This window comes from Paenibacillus polymyxa M1 (genome assembly GCF_000237325.1).
Classification (GTDB): domain Bacteria; phylum Bacillota; class Bacilli; order Paenibacillales; family Paenibacillaceae; genus Paenibacillus; species Paenibacillus polymyxa_C.
Genome location: NC_017542.1, coordinates 1,315,095 through 1,332,608, shown reverse-complemented (window position 1 = coordinate 1,332,608; position 17,514 = coordinate 1,315,095). Strand labels below are relative to the sequence as shown.

Annotated in this window: 15 protein-coding genes and 1 pseudogene; 4 read left to right on the top strand and 12 right to left on the bottom strand. The window is 45.6% G+C overall.

Annotated elements, in window-relative coordinates; translation table 11 throughout:
* Nucleotides 1–323: 323 nt before the first annotated feature.
* The 3 genes from PPM_RS05765 to thpR form a co-directional block, all read right to left on the bottom strand.
* Nucleotides 324–1,007, bottom strand: coding sequence for a metal-dependent hydrolase (locus tag PPM_RS05765; RefSeq protein ID WP_013369807.1), 684 nt, complete (start codon nucleotides 1,005–1,007; stop codon nucleotides 324–326).
* Nucleotides 1,008–1,176: 169 nt separating this feature from the next.
* Nucleotides 1,177–1,989, bottom strand: coding sequence for a cell wall hydrolase (locus PPM_RS05760; RefSeq protein ID WP_013369806.1), 813 nt, complete (start codon nucleotides 1,987–1,989; stop codon nucleotides 1,177–1,179).
* Between the two features lie 111 nt (nucleotides 1,990–2,100).
* Entirely contained in the window at nucleotides 2,101–2,667 is a 567-nt protein-coding gene (gene thpR / locus PPM_RS05755; RefSeq protein WP_013369805.1) for an RNA 2',3'-cyclic phosphodiesterase, read from the bottom strand.
* Nucleotides 2,668–2,893: 226 nt separating this feature from the next.
* Here thpR and PPM_RS05750 point away from each other — a divergent pair, with 226 nt between their 5' ends.
* Nucleotides 2,894–3,850 carry a D-2-hydroxyacid dehydrogenase gene (locus tag PPM_RS05750; RefSeq protein ID WP_013369804.1) on the top strand — a complete coding sequence of 319 codons (957 nt, stop codon included), beginning with the start codon at nucleotides 2,894–2,896 and terminating at the stop codon, nucleotides 3,848–3,850.
* A 4-nt stretch (nucleotides 3,851–3,854) separates the two neighbouring features.
* On the opposite strand, the gene PPM_RS05745 is transcribed toward PPM_RS05750, so the two are convergent.
* The 4 genes from PPM_RS05745 to PPM_RS05730 form a co-directional block, all read right to left on the bottom strand.
* The gene (locus PPM_RS05745) at nucleotides 3,855–4,841 is read right to left on the bottom strand and encodes a methyltransferase domain-containing protein (protein ID WP_013369803.1); all 987 of its coding nucleotides are present in this window, start codon (nucleotides 4,839–4,841) and stop codon (nucleotides 3,855–3,857) included.
* A 21-nt stretch (nucleotides 4,842–4,862) separates the two neighbouring features.
* A complete protein-coding gene (locus PPM_RS05740) occupies nucleotides 4,863–5,807 on the bottom strand; it encodes an MsnO8 family LLM class oxidoreductase (protein ID WP_013369802.1) in 945 nt (314 codons plus the stop codon).
* A gap of 71 nt (nucleotides 5,808–5,878) precedes the next feature.
* The gene (locus tag PPM_RS05735) at nucleotides 5,879–7,294 is read right to left on the bottom strand and encodes a deoxyguanosinetriphosphate triphosphohydrolase family protein (RefSeq protein ID WP_013369801.1); all 1,416 of its coding nucleotides are present in this window, start codon (nucleotides 7,292–7,294) and stop codon (nucleotides 5,879–5,881) included.
* Nucleotides 7,295–7,727: 433 nt separating this feature from the next.
* Complete coding sequence (locus PPM_RS05730; protein WP_013369800.1) at nucleotides 7,728–8,567, bottom strand: MerR family transcriptional regulator; 840 nt, start codon at nucleotides 8,565–8,567, stop codon at nucleotides 7,728–7,730.
* A 304-nt stretch (nucleotides 8,568–8,871) separates the two neighbouring features.
* Between PPM_RS05730 and PPM_RS05725 the strand changes: the two genes are divergently transcribed.
* Together PPM_RS05725 and PPM_RS05720 are read left to right on the top strand one after the other, a co-directional pair.
* On the top strand, nucleotides 8,872–9,435 hold the full coding sequence (locus PPM_RS05725) for a GNAT family N-acetyltransferase (protein ID WP_013369799.1): 564 nt from the start codon (nucleotides 8,872–8,874) through the stop codon (nucleotides 9,433–9,435).
* Nucleotides 9,435–11,153, top strand: coding sequence for an ABC transporter ATP-binding protein (locus PPM_RS05720; protein WP_014599531.1), 1,719 nt, complete (start codon nucleotides 9,435–9,437; stop codon nucleotides 11,151–11,153). The genes PPM_RS05725 and PPM_RS05720 overlap by 1 nt, the downstream gene beginning before the upstream one ends.
* On the opposite strand, the gene PPM_RS29890 is transcribed toward PPM_RS05720, so the two are convergent.
* Nucleotides 11,150–11,305, bottom strand: a complete 156-nt coding sequence (locus PPM_RS29890) for a hypothetical protein (RefSeq protein WP_155617161.1) — start codon at nucleotides 11,303–11,305, stop codon at nucleotides 11,150–11,152. The two genes, PPM_RS05720 and PPM_RS29890, sit on opposite strands and share 4 nt — an antisense overlap.
* Here PPM_RS29890 and PPM_RS28360 point away from each other — a divergent pair.
* Nucleotides 11,302–11,577, top strand: a pseudogene (locus tag PPM_RS28360) (transposase); the annotation flags it as partial. The gene PPM_RS29890 and the pseudogene PPM_RS28360 sit on opposite strands and share 4 nt — an antisense overlap.
* 216 nt (nucleotides 11,578–11,793) lie before the next feature.
* Here PPM_RS28360 and nikC read toward each other — a convergent pair.
* From nikC to PPM_RS05700, 4 genes are all read right to left on the bottom strand, one after another.
* Nucleotides 11,794–12,705, bottom strand: a complete 912-nt coding sequence (nikC, locus tag PPM_RS05715) for a nickel transporter permease (protein WP_013369796.1) — start codon at nucleotides 12,703–12,705, stop codon at nucleotides 11,794–11,796.
* Between the two features lie 35 nt (nucleotides 12,706–12,740).
* The gene (locus PPM_RS05710) at nucleotides 12,741–13,745 is read right to left on the bottom strand and encodes an ABC transporter permease (RefSeq protein ID WP_013369795.1); all 1,005 of its coding nucleotides are present in this window, start codon (nucleotides 13,743–13,745) and stop codon (nucleotides 12,741–12,743) included.
* A gap of 29 nt (nucleotides 13,746–13,774) precedes the next feature.
* Complete coding sequence (locus tag PPM_RS05705) at nucleotides 13,775–15,430, bottom strand: ABC transporter substrate-binding protein (protein ID WP_013369794.1); 1,656 nt, start codon at nucleotides 15,428–15,430, stop codon at nucleotides 13,775–13,777.
* Between the two features lie 1,108 nt (nucleotides 15,431–16,538).
* A complete protein-coding gene (locus PPM_RS05700; RefSeq protein WP_013369790.1) occupies nucleotides 16,539–17,504 on the bottom strand; it encodes a glycoside hydrolase family 25 protein in 966 nt (321 codons plus the stop codon).
* Between the last annotated feature and the right edge of the window lie 10 nt (nucleotides 17,505–17,514).

Sequence of the window (17,514 nt, the reverse complement as noted above, 5' to 3'; positions counted from 1 at the left end):
CGGTCCGCCGAATGCGTATGTTTTTCAATAATTATGCAATGGCTTGACTTGAAAAACACGTCGATTCCACTGATGAATCTAATTAGTTCTATCATTTTATCATTGACCTATTGTGTTAGCAATTCAAAGTTTTTATGATTGTGATAATAAATCTTTTACATTACAGCTTCAACGTATCAATGCAAGAATATATCATTTTTATGTATAAATATTCATTAAAAAAGTCAGCCTTTTCTATCCCTTAAAGAATAGAAAAGGCTGACAAAGGAATTCTGATGTACATACGGACCATCATGTATATTCCCGCAAATTGATAAAGCGTATTAAAATTCGAGACTTTCGCCGGGCTTCAATGCTTTCCCTTCAATACCTTCTTTATGAAGACGGTCACAGAAGCCATCTCCGTCCTGCTCTATACCGGGAAAAGTATTGTAATGCACCGGTATCACGCGGCTTGCCCGCAGCCATTTCGCTGCCAGCAAGGCATCCTCCGGTCCCATTGTATAACCATCTCCGATCGGCAATACTGCGGCATCGATGGAGTTGGTTTCTCCAATGAGACGCATATCGCCAAACAAGCCAGTATCCCCTGCATGGAAAAATGTTTTACCTCCCATGGTCAATAAAATCCCCGCTGGCTCTCCCATGTAGATGGCTTGTCCGTTCACTGTCAAAGAGGAGCTGTGGAACGCCAGCGTAAACTTCACATGAAAACCGTCAAATTGGTGACCACCACCCAGGTTCATACCGTGAGCTTTGGTCCCCAAGGATGAACAATATTCAGCCAGTTCCGCCACCGCGATCACGGGGCAATCATTGCGCTTGGCAATTTCAACTGCATCCCCAAAATGATCGGCGTGACCGTGTGTCAACAGCACTGCATCCACCTGAATATCTTCGGCCTGTATGGTTGCTTTAGGATTCCCCGTCAAAAAAGGATCGATAATAATCCGTTTCCCCTCTGCCTCAACCAACACAACTGAATGTCCATAATATGTGATTTTCATAACATTTACGCCTCCTTTATCACTTTCATTATTTAGGTTACTTTCCTTTACCAATTATACCTCTTTTGCATACTGGCTTCACCTGCGCACACAAAATACGCTCACAAAGCTGAACCCTGTTGTTTAGAAAGGGCTGTTATTTGTCGCTCATGGGATTTATACAAAATGCTCATTTATAAAAGGTATGATGACCAATTGTCTTCACCTTGGTACGCGAATGATGAACCGTAAGGTCCTGGGCCAACGTAAGCGAAAGGAAAAAACAGGTGTTATCAGGCACGGCTTTATGACCATTCAAAGCAGCCGTAACTGCACGGATGCAGTCCTGGTTAGGATGAACACGACGAAGACGCCCGTTCGCAACCGGACTAAATTGCGCTTTTTGATAAATCACTGCCTGAATCGTATCGGGAAATGAGGCTGACCGCAGCCGGTTTAAGACAACGTTGGCAACTGCCACTTTGCCTTCGTACGGTTCGCCTTCTGCTTCTGCCATCACTATTTTTTGCAGCAGGAGCAGTTCTTTAGCGGAGACAGGATAGCTCCAGGTAGACAACGCCTTGTCATCCTGAGTGAGCATTTTTGTCTTCGTAAAGTAGATGGTTGTAGGAGGGGTTAGGATTGCGGACTTGCTATGCTGGACCTCAGGCTTTTTCTTGCCTGTAACAGCGTTATTCCGAGCTTGTTCCACCTGCTTCATCTGGGAAGCGGGTAACGGAGTCGGCATGATTTCTTTCCAGCTTGGCTGCCCATGAGCAGCGACAAAGATGGGGCTTGTCCTGTTTGACCCGTTATGGGTCCCCATCCTGTCGCCATATGTAGGAATCGAAGTGTTCCCTGACCAGCTCAGAGATTGCATAGGTGCATTTTTATGATTATTCTGTGTTTGCTGAACCTCAGCGTAGAGGCCTATCCCCAATATACAAACAAGCAGCACACTCAAAAGAGGTGCAAACCAACGATGTTCTTTAACGATTTCCATAATGTTCCTCCCGTTAACTTTAAGCACATTCCTCAGATATGTAACCCAAAATGCGCTTTTTGAATAACGCTGAAACACTATATCACTAAATTTGCTGATAGATCAAGGGTTTCACCTCATTAATGGGAATGTTTGAATTATTTGGTACATTGGTTTTTGCCCCATTCGTGTTGCATATAACACAAATTCCCCCACTTCCCAAGGCTCGCCGCTTCGGTCATTTGACTGCCACACAGACGCTGAAACAGGCTCCCCTCCTGTATACGAACGTGCTACGGTGATATGGGGTCGATAAGGTCGTTCCTCGGGTTTAAAACCCAGCGGCTCGGTAGCTCGAAGTATCGACTGGTGCAACTGATCCAGCGACTCTCGCTGTCCGGTCACCCCCCTCCACAGTACACGCGGAAAGTCTTCACGTCCAAAAAAGCCCGCTTCACCCATGCCAAGCGTGAACGGGCGATGCTCAGCTGCAGCATGAACTAAAGCCTGCTCAAGTTTTGGAATAACCGAGGTCTCCACATCACCCAGAAACTGAAGTGTCACGTGATAATCTCTGAAGTCACTCCATTTGCGAAAAGACAAATGATTCAAATCCTGCTCCACCCAATGACGTAACTTTTTCTTGTGCTCGTCCGGGAGAGCGATCGCTGTAAAGAGCCTTTGTGATTCATCTTTCATCAACCTCTTCTCCTTTCTTTAAATATCCTGTACCTATCCCAAAAAAGTAGCTGTTTGGTTGGTCCCTGATCAGGGTAAAGCCACTTGTTGTTATATATAATGACACCGCGAGCTTGTTTCTACCCTTATTATGCAAATTTTCCGGCAATCTGTTATCCTTGAAGGGATGGTTCGCCAGAATATATTGGAAACTCCAAGGAATCAAACATCGAGGAGGCTATGAATCATGGGAAGCATTTTAAGTTTACATCAACTGACGGAAGATCAAAAAAAACAGGTTCGTGCAGCGGCTCCGGGCTACGAGTTGATTATTGGCAAAGCCCAGGAATTGGAGTCTGAACAAATCCGTGAGGCCGAGGTTATTCTAGGCTGGTCCAAGCATATTGCCGAGGAGGCATTACATCCAGACAGCAAGCTGAAGTGGATACAAACCTGGTCGGCTGGGATTGACAAGCTCCCGCTTACCGAACTAGAAAAGCGCAACATAGCACTCACGAATACGAGTGGTGTGCACGCGATTCCAATCACAGAGCAGATCTTTGGAATGCTGCTATCACATACTCGTTATTTACAGCAAGCGGCTCTCTTGCAGCGTCAGAAAACATGGCAGCCACCGGAAGGTCAACTGACGGAATTACGTGGCAAAACGTTGTTGATTACAGGTGTTGGCGAAATTGGCCGTGAAACCGCTCGGATTGCAGAAGCCTTTGGCATGCGGGTGATCGGGGTTCGCCGTTCCGGCAAGGAAGCTCCCCATGTAGAACACATGTACACAAACGAACAATTACATGAGGCATTGGGCGTTGCGGATATTGTGGTTAATATTTTGCCATTCACTGAAGAGACCCATCACTTTTTTGACGAAAAAGCATTTGCAGCGATGCGTAAAGGAGCCTTCTTCATTAATGTCGGTCGCGGCAAGACTGTTCATACAGATGCGCTGGCACGTTCTCTGGAACAAAAACATATTGCCTTTGCCGGACTGGATGTATTCGAGGAAGAACCGCTACCTGCGTCACATCCATTATGGGGCCTGGAGCATGTCCTGATTACGCCACATATTGCAGGGGATACAGACCGATATGCTGAACGAGCGGTAGATATTTTTCTTACTAATTTGAAAGCCTATGCTACTGGTCAGGAGCTGCCGCTGAATTTGGTTAACTACAAAACCCAGTATTAACAAGCTACTTACAGATCCAGATTTCCCGACTCATACCTGTCTTATATATACGGCATTGCTCCGTAATGGTCCAACCTGACTCGGATAGCAATGTTGCCATCGGCTCCGTGCTCACGATCACTGCCCGCGCGGCCAGGCGTCTCAGACTGCGCAGCATCTTTTTTTGTTCTTCAGCAGGGAGCACGGAGCACAGGTTATAGGGCATGTCCAAGATAGCCGCATCGTATGTGCCTGCGAGCATATTCATATCCCCCAGTTTCACCAGATCTTCTTCATACCCATAATGACGTAAATTTACTCGTGCTCCACGTACCGCCAACGGATTGATATCACAGCCGCGAATATTCTTGTCCATACTCAATGCCTCAATCATCACATTGCCCATACCACAACACGGGTCCAGCAGTTTCAAGGAGTCTGACTTTCCCTTAGATGCAAATTGATCATTTGCTGCCAAATTCACAAGTGCTCTAGCTACCAGAACGGGTAGGCCAGTAGAATAGTTTTGCGGCTTCTGACGACGTTCCTGCCACGATCTGTCGCTATACTCGCATATGCCCATTAGCCATCGCTCTCCTACTCGTATGACTCCTAGGATTACATCCGGTGTCTTCATTTGCGCCTGCCCCTGAATACGTGCGCCAATCCGGCGTTCTATCCCGCGCCGCTCGTCATAGTCAGCCTCATTGTCCCCTTCTTTAAGGCACAGCACCTTAAAGGTCTTTCCTTCCTCAAGCTGTAACCTGGAGGCCGCTTCGCATAGCTCTTCCAGCGTGTCCGCATCGGTGACGATATCCAGACGAAGATGGATAAACGGACTGGTCCCCGGCTCCAGCCGAAGATGGGACAACAGCATGGAACTATGCACAGGCTGCTGACCGAACAAGCATTTTAGTTCCAAAAGACACAACTCACGCTCGGTTTCATGACACGCATAGGTATATATGTAGCTTGGTTTCATTTCATCTGTATTAATTTTGTGTTTATTCATGTCAGATCTCTTTTCATTTTTTCATTTGGAATCAAGACTACAATTCACTGTCTCCGCTATCAGTTGGTAGGAATGAAGCCGCTGCTCATAATCGGGAATGGGCGTGACCAACAGAAACTCATCATTATCATATTTGACCTGCAAGCTACGCAACCGTTCGGCAATAAGCGATGGTGTTCCTACCAGCCAACTGGCCCGTATCGCCGGATCGCCTAATGAAATCTGAGCAGCCCATTGCTGCGCCAACTCATCTGTCGAGGCACATACTGCTCCTACAGCAACCATAGTACGTGGTTTGTCCATCCGTGTGGACGGCTGAAAGCTGGAGCGGTAAATACTTAGCATTTCTTCCGTATGTTGTTCACTCATAAATTGGCCGAATACATAGCCCGTTGAATACTGCGCAGCATATTCGGCACTTTTTCGATTGGTACCCAGCATCCACAGCGCTGGCGGCTGTTCTGGCATTGGACGGGCAAACACGGGGGTCTGTTCATATTCATATGAGCCTTCCAACAATGCCAATAGAGCTTCCATCTTCTGTGGCAGCTCGGTCACATGTTGAAGAAAATTGCCGCTTAGTGCCATCGAAGCATGAGGTCCCCCACCAGGGGCCCTCCCCAGGCCCAATTCGACTCTGCCCGGATAGAGAGCTGCCAGCAGATGGAACCATTCGGCGACCTTGACTGGACTATAATGCGGGAGCAAAATAGCACCCGCACCCAGTTGGATGGTCGTCGTCACCGCCCCGATATGAGACAACAGCACTTCTGGACTGGAAGAAGCCAGCCCCTCCATGTCATGATGCTCGGAGGTCCAGTAGCGTGTATATCCCCATGCTTCCGCCTGTTTCGCCAGCTTTACCGCCCATTGAACTGCTTGCTCCGGGCGATTGCCGGACAGCAGCGGTACCATATCAAGCACACCGAGATTCAACGAGTTAGTAGCTAAAGACTGAGGTTGCATATGCGCCTTTTTCTCTCCCTTCTATCCGTTCTAAACAAGTTTCTTCTACTATATAGGGTTAAATTAAAACGTTAGTCCAGGTCATAGATAGAACCTACCTTCAGGCCATATAACTCATTATAAATTTTTTCAGCAAAAGCATCGGTCATGCCTGCAATATAGTCAATGACCATATGCTCCCAAGTCCAGATCGGTTTCGCCTTGGCCTGGTCGCGCTCATAGCGCTGGAGCCAGTCGCTTGGAATAATGGACTTGGATGTCTCAGGGTCCAGAAAAGCCAACCATAACCGTCTGAGCATCCATTCACTGCGTTTTTGCAGACGCTGTACGCGCAGATCGCGGATCATGGTGACCCAAGCAAAGCTTTTCAATACACTCACCGTGCGCAGCATATCCAAATCTTCGCTTCCATCCCGTACGAAGGTTACCTTTTTCCAGTTTCCATCATCAATTACACCTAAGCTGCTGACAAACAGGCTAACCCAGTATGCCTTCACTTCACGGCGGGTGCGAGAATAATCGTGTTCACACATCGGCATCTTGCCATTCCACACCTTCAAAAATTCGCTCAGCACTGCCGCAACCTTCTGCTCAATCTCAGCCAGCTGCCAGCCTTGCCAGAAGCTATCCTCCAACGTGGTGATTTTCTCCGTAATCAGACGAATCAAATATGGATCATATAAGAAATGCTCGTGTACCTCAATTTTCCCTGCCTTAATCCCATCCTCCAGATCATGCGCGGAATAAGCAATATCGTCGCAGAGATCCATGAGCTGGGCCTCCAGCGTTTTTTTCCCGTCAGGGATGCCCCAATCCTCGCGAATAGAACGTATATATTCCCACTCATGCAGGTACAACCCTTTTTTGTTCAGAATTCCTGGGTACGGGTATTTGTTGATCCCGAGCAGCACAGCGTCCGACAAATTCAAGCCATCCACATTCTCACGCTTCTCCAAAAACATAATCAGCCGGAAATTGTGTGCGTTCCCTTCAAAATGCTCATAAATTCGTCGCTCACGCGCATAGGCCTCCTGTCCACGCTTGGACTCTGGCGTGAAGCCTCCGGCGGATGATATCTTTTCTACCTTCGTCTCAATCAGTTGATCCAAGATCCCGTCCAGCACCTCTTCTCCCTTATGTCCGAACGGTGGATGGCCAAAGTCATGTGCTATCGATGCACACTCCACCACCTCAGGGTCAATAATCAGTCCTGCGTTATCAGCCTGTTCCAACTCTACCTCTGGATGACGGCGCAGCAAGCTTCGTGCTGCCTCACGCGCAATTTGCGCTACCTCCAAAGAATGTGTCAGCCGTGTGCGATAATAATCGCCTGTGCCTGCGCCAAATACTTGTGATTTCCCCTGCAATCGACGGAAAGTCGGTGAATGGATCAATCGGGAGTAATCCCGTTCATATGCTGCCCGTGAAGCGTCGCTTCGTGTCTGCTCCGCAAATTGTCGATGCTCTCTCTTATCCTGCCATGTCATAAAGCTCACTCCCTACGTACTCAATTGGAGTGATTATACATTTTTTTCACGCCTCAGGAAAGCTCACATGAGTTTCATTTATATGTAAGCGTCAAACTATCCCCACCTAGCGCATTATCGCCTATCAAGCCAAGCCAGTGGTCAGACGATGAGTAATAAAAAAACAAGTCCAAAAAAACTTAATATAGGGTAAATAGTATAATAAAATAAAACTAGACTTTATATTTAATGGTTTTGAGTTTGATTATTTTCTACGGCATTACTTCATAAACGCGCCCGATTGTTGAAGATTATTTATTAACTAAGACCTGTTGAATTGCCCCCTAATGCTATCATTTTAACTATGTACCTAATTATCAGGCTTGTTGTTGAGAGAGATTTTGAAAAATTAAAAACGCCTATCTAGCAAGATAGACGTAAAGTATAACAAGCTTTAAAGAGGTTGATAACTCGCCTCACGCGTTTTTACTTTCACACTAATTTTTGTAATATAATCTTTTTCCTCTTTTGCTGCAATCGAGTGCAGTAAATATTCCTCATAAATATCACCATCTAACGCTAACTGCTCCTGTTCTAAATAAGCGAGTAGCGTATTATAAGTCTCAGTCTGTGAGATTTCATCATAAGGTCCTTGATGATAAATGACCGCGTAGTGTCCAGCTGGTTTCATTCTTGCTGACGGGTCATCTAGGCGACATAGGTAGCTTACGCCTTCAAACTTCTTATTTAAAAAATCTTCTTTTGTATACACAGTACCGTATGCGGCTGTACTTTTAATCCCATGCTTTTTTAAAAATGGCGTAGTTTGCTCGTAAAGTTCCTCCATTGATAACGACGACCAATCTATTTTCTCGTCGCTATACACAACAGGTTCGGCTGGTAATTGCTTCATCAATACTTCTCCAAATGATACTTCTTCCATCTCTTTTGTCAGGGCAACCGTTCGTTCTAGGAAAAACTGAATATCTTGTAACTTTTGAATTTCCATTGCCACTTTTTCTTGCTGTTCCATTGCTAATTGTTGTAACGCTTGTACGTTAGGCGCGTCAAAATACGTTTTGAGTTCTTTAATCGGTACCTCAACTGCACGAAGCGATTGAATCGCTACAAATTGATCGAACTGCTCAAATGTGTAGTAGCGATAGCCATTATCAAAGGTGCCTGCAGGCTTAAATAAATCGATTTTATCGTAATAAAGCAATGTATCTTTATTGATTTCAAGCAACTTGGCAAATTCGCCTGTCAAATATGTTTTTTCGAATGTATTTTTCATCTCTTTTCACTTCTTTCTTTACTCTAGAGTTACTCCATACCTTACACTATTCCTTGCGAACATAACACGAAAACATAAATGAGACAAGCAATTACTAAGGTGTTGAACGCACTTAGGTTGATGAGGAAGAATGCCATGGGGTATATTGATTAATTAATTGAAAACTACGGGTACGCAGCGGTTTTTATATATGCCTCTAAAATCGTACATGCTATATGCTGGGGTGAGTGCTTTACTTTGGAGTCTACTATTTTTAACAATCGGACGAATATTTTAATCAGTTTAAGAGAAAGGTGTTTTAGAGATGACAAAACAAAATGAACAAATTACGATAGCCCCTGTACCGCAGGAAGAGCTAGCAATATTTAAGGGAGAATTACAAGAGGCATTTATGAAAGGGTTACAAGATAGTTTTCAAGAAGCAGAGGATCCAACAGAAATGGGACCAATCCCATCCGATGAGGATTTCGAGCATTCACTTACTGCAAAAGATTCAGTTGTGCGTCAAATTGTACTAAATGGCGAAAGAATCGGTGGCATCGTATTAAAAATTAATCCCGATACACAGCGAAACGAAGTGGACTTCTTGTATACAAAGGCTAATGCACACGGCAAAGGTCTTGGTACAAAGGCATGGGAAGCGATAGAAGCAGCGTTCCCAAAGACGAAGGTTTGGGAGTTACATACACCGTATTTTGAAAAGCGGAACATCCATTTTTATGTGAATAAATGTGGCTTTAAAATTGTGGAGTTTTATCACCGAGGCAATCCAGGACCGAGTATTGAAGGAGAAGAGCCTGAATCTGATGCAGATTATGAGTTTTTCCGTTTTGAAAAGGTCATGACAAAAGAAAGCAGTGAAGCGTAATGCAAGGAAAGGTCTCACAGCTTTGGGCATTGATGAATCGCAGTCAAATGGCGAAGGGGCAATTAGTCTTTTTATTTTTCATTAGTTTAGTGGAGGTTGCAGCTGGGCTTGCTGTCCCCCTGTTAACGATGAAGCTCATTAATCAAATTTCAGATGCGGGTTTTGCCATAACATCACTCTTGCCAGTCATTGCGATTTTAATTGTGCAAGCGATGTTAAGTGCCATTGCGTTTTATCTGATGCGCCGTTTAGGTGAAAAGGTTGTCGCGAATTTAAGGACAGAAGTATGGGAACATATGCTACATTTACGTTTATCGTATTATGATGCGCATGAATCAGGCGAAACGATGAGCCGCATTACGCAGGATACAAATGTCGTGAAGGAGTTTGTGACCGAGCAGCTCGTGTCCTTTGTGTCAGGACTATTTGCGATCCTCGGTGCCGTTGTTGTTTTACTATGGATTGACTGGAAAATGACATTGCTACTCCTGATTGCTGTGCCACTAACAATTTTTGTGACGTATCCATTAGGCGAAAAAATGTATGCCATCTCAGTAGAAAATCAGGATGAGCTAGCAGGCTTTGGCGGACGATTAGGACGTATTTTATCGAATATTCGTCTTGTGAAAGCGTCGCAAACGGAGCAGCAGGAGCTAACAGGCGGTAAAAGGCAAATTCAGCAGCTGTACAAGTACGGTTTAAAGGAAGCGAAGATTGTTGCGATTCTTTCGCCACTGATGACGCTACTCATGATGGTCGTATTGATTGCGATTTTCGGCTATGGCGGCTCACAGGTAGCAACAGGAGCAATCACTTCAGGCGAGCTTGTTGCCATTATGATTTATTTAGTGCAAATTATTATGCCATTTACACAAATGGCGACGTTCTTTACCAATTTACAAAAAACACTTGGTGCGACAGATCGTATTGTTGAAGCACTCAATGTGAAGCGTGAAGTACAAGACGGGAAACCAGTATCTGCTACACCACTACCTATCCACTTCCAAAACGTATCGTTTAAATATAATGAAAAGTATGTATTAAATGACATGACATTTACGTTAGAACCGAATGAAACGACCGCCTTTGTCAGCCGAAGTGGTGGTGGGAAAACGACGATGTTCTCCCTTATTGAACGATTTTATGACGTGACATCAGGTGCGATACTGTATGGTAACGAAAACATTGAGCAATTTAACTTAACAGAGTGGCGTGGGCTGTTTGGCTATGTAAGTCAAAATGCACCGTTATTAAATGGAACGATTCGTGACAACGTCATGTACGGGACGAATGGAGCAAGCGAACAAGAGGTACTTGCCGCATTAAAAGCAGCCTATGCCTATGATTTTGTCATGCAGCTGGACAAACGCCTCGATACAGAGGTTGGTGAAGGAGGTATTAAGCTTTCAGGTGGTCAAAAACAGCGTATTGCGATTGCTCGTGCGATTTTACGAAATCCGAGAATCTTATTACTTGATGAGGCGACATCGAACTTAGATAACGAATCAGAGCGTGAAGTGCAGCTTGCCCTTCAAGCGTTAACGAAAAACCGGATGACGATCATCATCGCCCATCGATTATCCACGATTACAAGTGCAGACCAAATCCTTGTCTTTGAAGAAGGACGCCTGTCAGGTCAAGGCACACATGAAGCATTACAAAAAACACATCCGTATTATCAACAACTTTGGCATAATGGTCGTTTGACTGAAGATTAGACTATAGGATCATTGCTTCCTTCCATTCCCATACGCTGCGAAGCAGCGGGGAGAAGGTTAGTAGCGTCTCCAGTCGGGTACGGCTCTCCTCTACCAGCGATTCCGCAGGCGGATTGAGTAAGCGATGGTGGGCTTTTAGGTAAGTCCTTCATCCTCCCACTATGGGATGGTCGTCAAGGTAGATATAAAAAGGGATGTACGCCGCTATTCAAGTCCGCACCGAGATACGCAACGTTGGAAAGAACTATACAACGAAAGAACGAGCGTGGAACGTTGTAATTCTCGGATGAAAACCTATTTGACCGCAGATGCCATGCACATCTGGGGGATTCAAAAGGTGACCACTCACCAATACCTAAATGCCATTGTGTTGCTTGCTTCTGCGTTAGCCATGGCCCGTCCATTAAAGAAAGCTACCGCTTAAATTTTTGATTCAACAGAAATTATGCAGGTCTGTCCATTTTTGGAATTCAAGGAGAAACCGAGCTAAAATGCTGTTCGCTCAGGCTTAAGATACTGATGCCTAATTTTCAAAAACGGAATTATGCAAAATGCTCATGTAAAAAGGTGTCCCCCAGCCATTTGATTCAGGCCAGAGAACACCTCTTTACTCAACTTTATATACCTCACCACTTTTGCTCTAACGCTTTGCTCTTGGGTCCAAAACATCCCGCAGGCCATCCCCCATCAGATTAAAGCCCAATACGGTCAGCATGATAGATATGCCTGGGAAAATAACTGTCCACGGCGCATTTTGGATATATTGCCGCGAATCGGACAACATTTTGCCCCACTCAGGCTCAGGAGGTTGTGCACCCAAACCGAGAAATCCGAGCGCTGCTGCTTCAATGATGGCCGTTCCAATCCCCAATGTTCCCTGTACGATGATCGGTGTCAGGCTATTAGGCAGAATATAACGGAGTATGATGCGCCGATTATTAGCCCCAAGCGCCCGCGCAGAAGTAATATACTCCTCCGTTTTAACACTCAGCACCTTGGAGCGAACCAATCGCCCATACGTTGGTACATTGACAATGGCAATGGCGTATAACGCATTTTCCAACGAAGGCCCCAGAATGGCCACAATAGCAATTGCCAGCAAAATACCCGGAAATGCCAGCAAGATATCGAATAGGCGCGAAATGATCATATCAGCCCATTTTCCATAAAATCCGGCAATTAATCCTAAGGCCGTTCCTACAATCATTGAACCAATAACGGACAAGAAACCGACCCACAACGAGATTCTGGCGCCATACAGCGTACGGGTCAATAAATCTCGACCAAGATCATCGGTACCGAACCAATGCTCTGCGGAAGGAGGCTGCAAGCGGCTCACCAAATTTTGCTCTTTATAGTCAAAAGGAGCGATCCAGGGCGCGATCAAAGCAATGATGACAAAGAAGATAATAATGCTCAGACCGACGAATGCCATCTTGTTGTGGCGAAAAGCTCTCCACGCATCTCTCCAAGGGCCTGACACGACAGGCGAATATGCCAATGGACTGCGTGTTGTCGGTATGTTATTGGGTTGCATTGAAAATTGTGACATCGGACAACCTCCCCTCTGACCAATTGACGACTTGATTACTGATAACGAATACGCCGGTCGAGAACAGCGTACAGCAAATCGACAATCAGATTAATGATGACGAACAGGAACGCAATGATTAAAATTCCGCTTTGGATAACCGGATAGTCACGCGAGCTGATCGCTTCAAAAATGTACCGTCCGATGCCAGGCCAGGCAAATATAGTCTCTGTCAGTACGGCGCCTCCCAGTAACGATCCAGTCTGAAGACCGATGACAGTAAGCACAGGGATCGCAGCATTTTTAAGCGCATGTTTGTACACGACTTGAAAAGATGCCAGCCCCTTCGCCCGAGCCGTGCGGATATAGTCCGCATCCATAACCTCCAGCATGCTGGAACGGGTAATACGCGCTATGACCGCCATTGGAATCGTCCCCAGTGCGATACTGGGCAGGATCAAATGCTTGATGACGGTCCACACCTGATCCATGCGTCCACCTATGAACGCATCAATCACGGCTAGATGTGTCACAGCTTCCACCGGATCACGGGAATTCATGCGTCCGATGGAAGGGAGCCAATGCAGCTTATTAGCAAAGATCCATTGCTCCATCAAGCCTAACCAAAAAATCGGCATCGATACTCCGACCAGGGCAATGACCATGCTGACATAGTCAAACCAGGAATTTCGCTTCCAGGCACTCACGATGCCTGCATTCATACCCACGACAACGGCAAAAAACATGCTTGCTACCGTCAACTCCAGCGTAGCCGCCAGATAAGGGACCATTTCCCGGGCAATCGGCTGCCGGGTGCGAATGGAATCGCCCAAGTCCCCTCGTGCCAGTTCACTTAGATAGGTCCCATATTGCTGTAGCCACGGCTTATCCAGCCCTAATTGCTCACGCAGCGCCTGTTTGGACTGTTCCGTGGCCTTGTCCCCGAGTATCGTTTCTGCCGGATCACCGGGAATAGCATGAATAATCGAAAACACGATAAGCGTCATCCCCAGCAATACGGGAATCAATATGGCCAGCCTTTTTACAATATATGAGTTCATATGCTATTCACCGCCTGCTTGCGTTTAGGCTATTCAAAATAAATATTACTGTACGCTTCAATACCTGCCGGAGAAGGTACAAAACCCTTAAGATTGGCTTTGCCTGCCATCAACGGTGTGCTATGAACCAAGGGAATCCAAGGTGCATCCTGTTTAATAATGACTTGTGCTTGTTTATACAATTCCGCACGCTTATCTTGATCAACCTCAACCTGCGCCTTCACCAGTATTTTGTGAAGTTCCTCATTCACATAAAAACTGCGGTTATTGCCTGGGATCGTATCCTTGTCCAGCAATGTGTAAAGGAAATTATCCGGGTCGCCATTGTCCCCATTCCATCCCAACATGTACAGATCATCCTTCTCTCCAGCTTTAAGATCATCCAGATACGTAGCCCATTCTGGAGATTGGATGTTGACTTTGACTCCTATTTTTTCAAAATCAGCTTGAATGGCCTCTGCTACCTTTTTGCCGTCAGGCATGTATGGACGAGATACAGGCATTGCATAGAAGGTTAGCGGCTCTGGAAGTCCGTTAGGGAAACCCGCTTCCGCTAGCAAAAATTTAGCCTTTTTCAGATCATAAGTGTAGTCCTGAATGCTTTCGTCGTATCCCCATAACGTAGGTGGCATCGGATTGACCGCAGGCTTGGCCTCCCCCGCAAACAATGCATCAATAATGGCCTGTTTGTTCACTGCGTGATTCAGCGCCTGCCGCACCTTGGGATTATTAAATGTCTTTTTCTTTAAATTAAATCCAATGTATGCCACATTAAAGGAGGGACGTTCGATTTTTACCAACTCGCTGTTACCTTCCAACTGCTTCGCATCATCTGGATTCAAATCTTCCATCAGGTCAATTTCTCCGTTTTGCAGAGCATTAAATCGCGCAGTGTTGTCTGGGATAGAACGAACGATGACCTTAGCCAGCTTTGGCTGTCCTTCTTTCCAATAAGTTGGATTCTTTTCTAATGTGATCGTATCGTTTCGTTTCCATTCCTTAAATACAAACGGCCCTGTGCCGACCGGATTACTCTTAAAATCAGCCTTTTTCTCCTTAATAGCCTTGGGACTTGCAATACTAAAGGATGGCATAGCGATATTTTGTAAAAAAGGAGCCTGCGGCTTGTTCAGTGTAAACTGAACGGTATTCGCATCCACCGCTTTAACCTCCTTAATCACTCTACTTCCATCGGGCCCGAACATAGAATCATAATAGTCAAACGAGTCACCCTCAAATTTGTATGGACTTTTCGGATCAACCCAGCGGTCAAAGTTAAACACAACCGCTTCTGCGTTAAAGTCACTTCCGTCATGGAATTTTACGCCCTGACGCAGCTTGAACGTATAGACAAGTCCGTCCGGTGATACTTCCCAGCTCTCTGCGAGCCCTGGCTGAATCTCCGTGGTACTTTCCTTGTATTCCAGTAGTGTATCAAACACCTGCATTCCGATTTTTAACGACTCACTTTCAGTCACAATGGCAGGATCTAGCGCCACGGAATCCCCGCCACGCCCATAAATCAACGTGTCCTGCGCGCCTTCTCCCGCTCCACCTGGAGGTTGTCCTGCTTCTGGTTTTGCTCCTTCACCTGATCCCCCACAACCGGAAAGCACCAAAACAGTTCCTAGCGCAAGTACCAGCAATACGGTCCAGATTTTGTGTTTTACGTACTTTTTGCTCATGCAGCGAACCCCTTTCACACCTTATATATTGTTAATTCGTTGATACCGGATAAATACCAATTCTTTGGATTGGCATGACAAGCTTGTCCTCAAGCTGTAGCCCCAAGTTCCGAGTTCATCAAATTGGTGTAGTAGTAGGGAAGGTATGAAGGTTCTAGACAGGCTTTTATTGAAGAATACAGGCACAGACAGCATTCATAATCTAGTGGTGTTAGAGGTGCAGTAGGGTAATGGAATAGACGTAATGTCATAAAAGGGAAGAGGATTGTGTTAGGTCATGGAGAATGTGTGATAAATACTCACAGATAGTGAATATTAGTTTCATACAAAGTTGATTATTGGATACTTTACTATAAAATCTGGAAGCAGACAAGGGGGTTTTTCATACATTACCATATGTTTTTATACATCATGTTAATTAATGTTACAAATCAACTCACACGTTCATATCAAATAAAAGCTCCTGCTTGTGGTCCTCAACCTCCAAGCAGGAGCATGTTCTTACCTCAAAAATGTATTCAGCACCAAACCTACAGATACGGCTTGAGTACCTTTTACGATGGAAAAATGATCGCCAGGCACTTTATGTGTATACATTTCCCCTTTACAATACAATTCCCATCCTTTATATCCTAATTTCCAGGTATGTTCTGAAATAAACAAACATACAGGGGCTGTTACAGCTCGATCTGGCTGGTAAACATGCTGCAGTGACAGCGTGTCAGAATTACCAAAAGCTCAACGCGTTCTTCTTGCTCTTCCAATTGGCAGGTCATTTCAAAAGCAATCGTCCTCATTCCGAATATGTATGTCCAAGCTATAATTCAAATCATTGATTTTACGGTTCGTCAGCAGAATGTTCATTTCACACCTTCGGACTTTGAAACTGCTCAGATTAGTCAGGAGGATATTGAGTTGCTTTTCGAATAAAGGTACATTTTGCAGTTACCCTTTTTCGGGATTCAGTATATTTGGAGGTCATGAAGAACATCACTTAGCATAAGGGCAGGCGGCCGCATTTAACCGCCTGTTTATTTAGGCTTCGAACGTAGCTGTTTTACTCATTTTATTTAAAAGTGGGCTGGGCAGTGATGAGGTCCTTCGAAGATTACTTGGTTGTTTTAAACGCACCCAGACGGTTCAGCACGACCAGTAAGCGATAAAAATCATAACTGCTTGGCAGCTTCGCATCCACAATCGGGCTTGCCGGATTAACTGCAACGGCAGCAACCATCGCTTCCTTGGCCCAGGCCGGTACAGGCATAGCCTGACGCGCCTCCAGTTCAGCTACTCGCTGATCCACCTTTTTAATGTAAGCACTCTGTTCATTTAATGTTTGCTTGAGCACATCTCTACTATTTTCAAGGGTGGTGACCTGCTGCTGCAGGGCCTTAAATGCCGCTTTTTCCTCTGCTGTCATTGGCTCTTCCCCCTCTTCTCCTGCAAATGCTTGGCGTAGCTCAGCCTCTGTTCCGGCATATACATTCAGATCAACAGGCCCTTGAATGCCATCAACCCGTCCACTGTCACTGTATTGCCAGAAGTCCCAGCGCCTCCATGCTGTTGTATCACTAGGCACCCGTGTACTATAACGTGCAATCCACAGCTTATAACTACCCAGTAGGGCTTTAAAATGGGCAGCAAAAGCATTGCCTGTATATACCATCGGCTTGCGGCCGCTTACTCGTTCAAATTCCGTCAAAAATGCCAGCGCTACCTCATGAATCGCGGCCGAATTAAGCTTTCCCGGATTATTTTCATAATCCATCACCGCTGGCAAGTCCAGCGCTTTCGCACCACCCACCTGATCCAGCACCTCGGCGAAATGTCTGGCTTCCGCTTTGGCTGCGTTTACACTGGTCGCATCTACAAAATGGTAAGCTCCCAGCAGAAGCCCGGCTGCCTTGATCCCTTTTGCATTCGTAATAAACGTCGGATCAACGTAACGCTGTCCTTGACTTGCTTTAATAAATGCAAACGATTTACCATCGGCTCGCACACGTTTCCAATCAATCGTTCCCTGATATCGGGATACGTCAATGCCTTCGGCAGCATTAGGGCTGCGATTTTGCATAAGGCGCTCC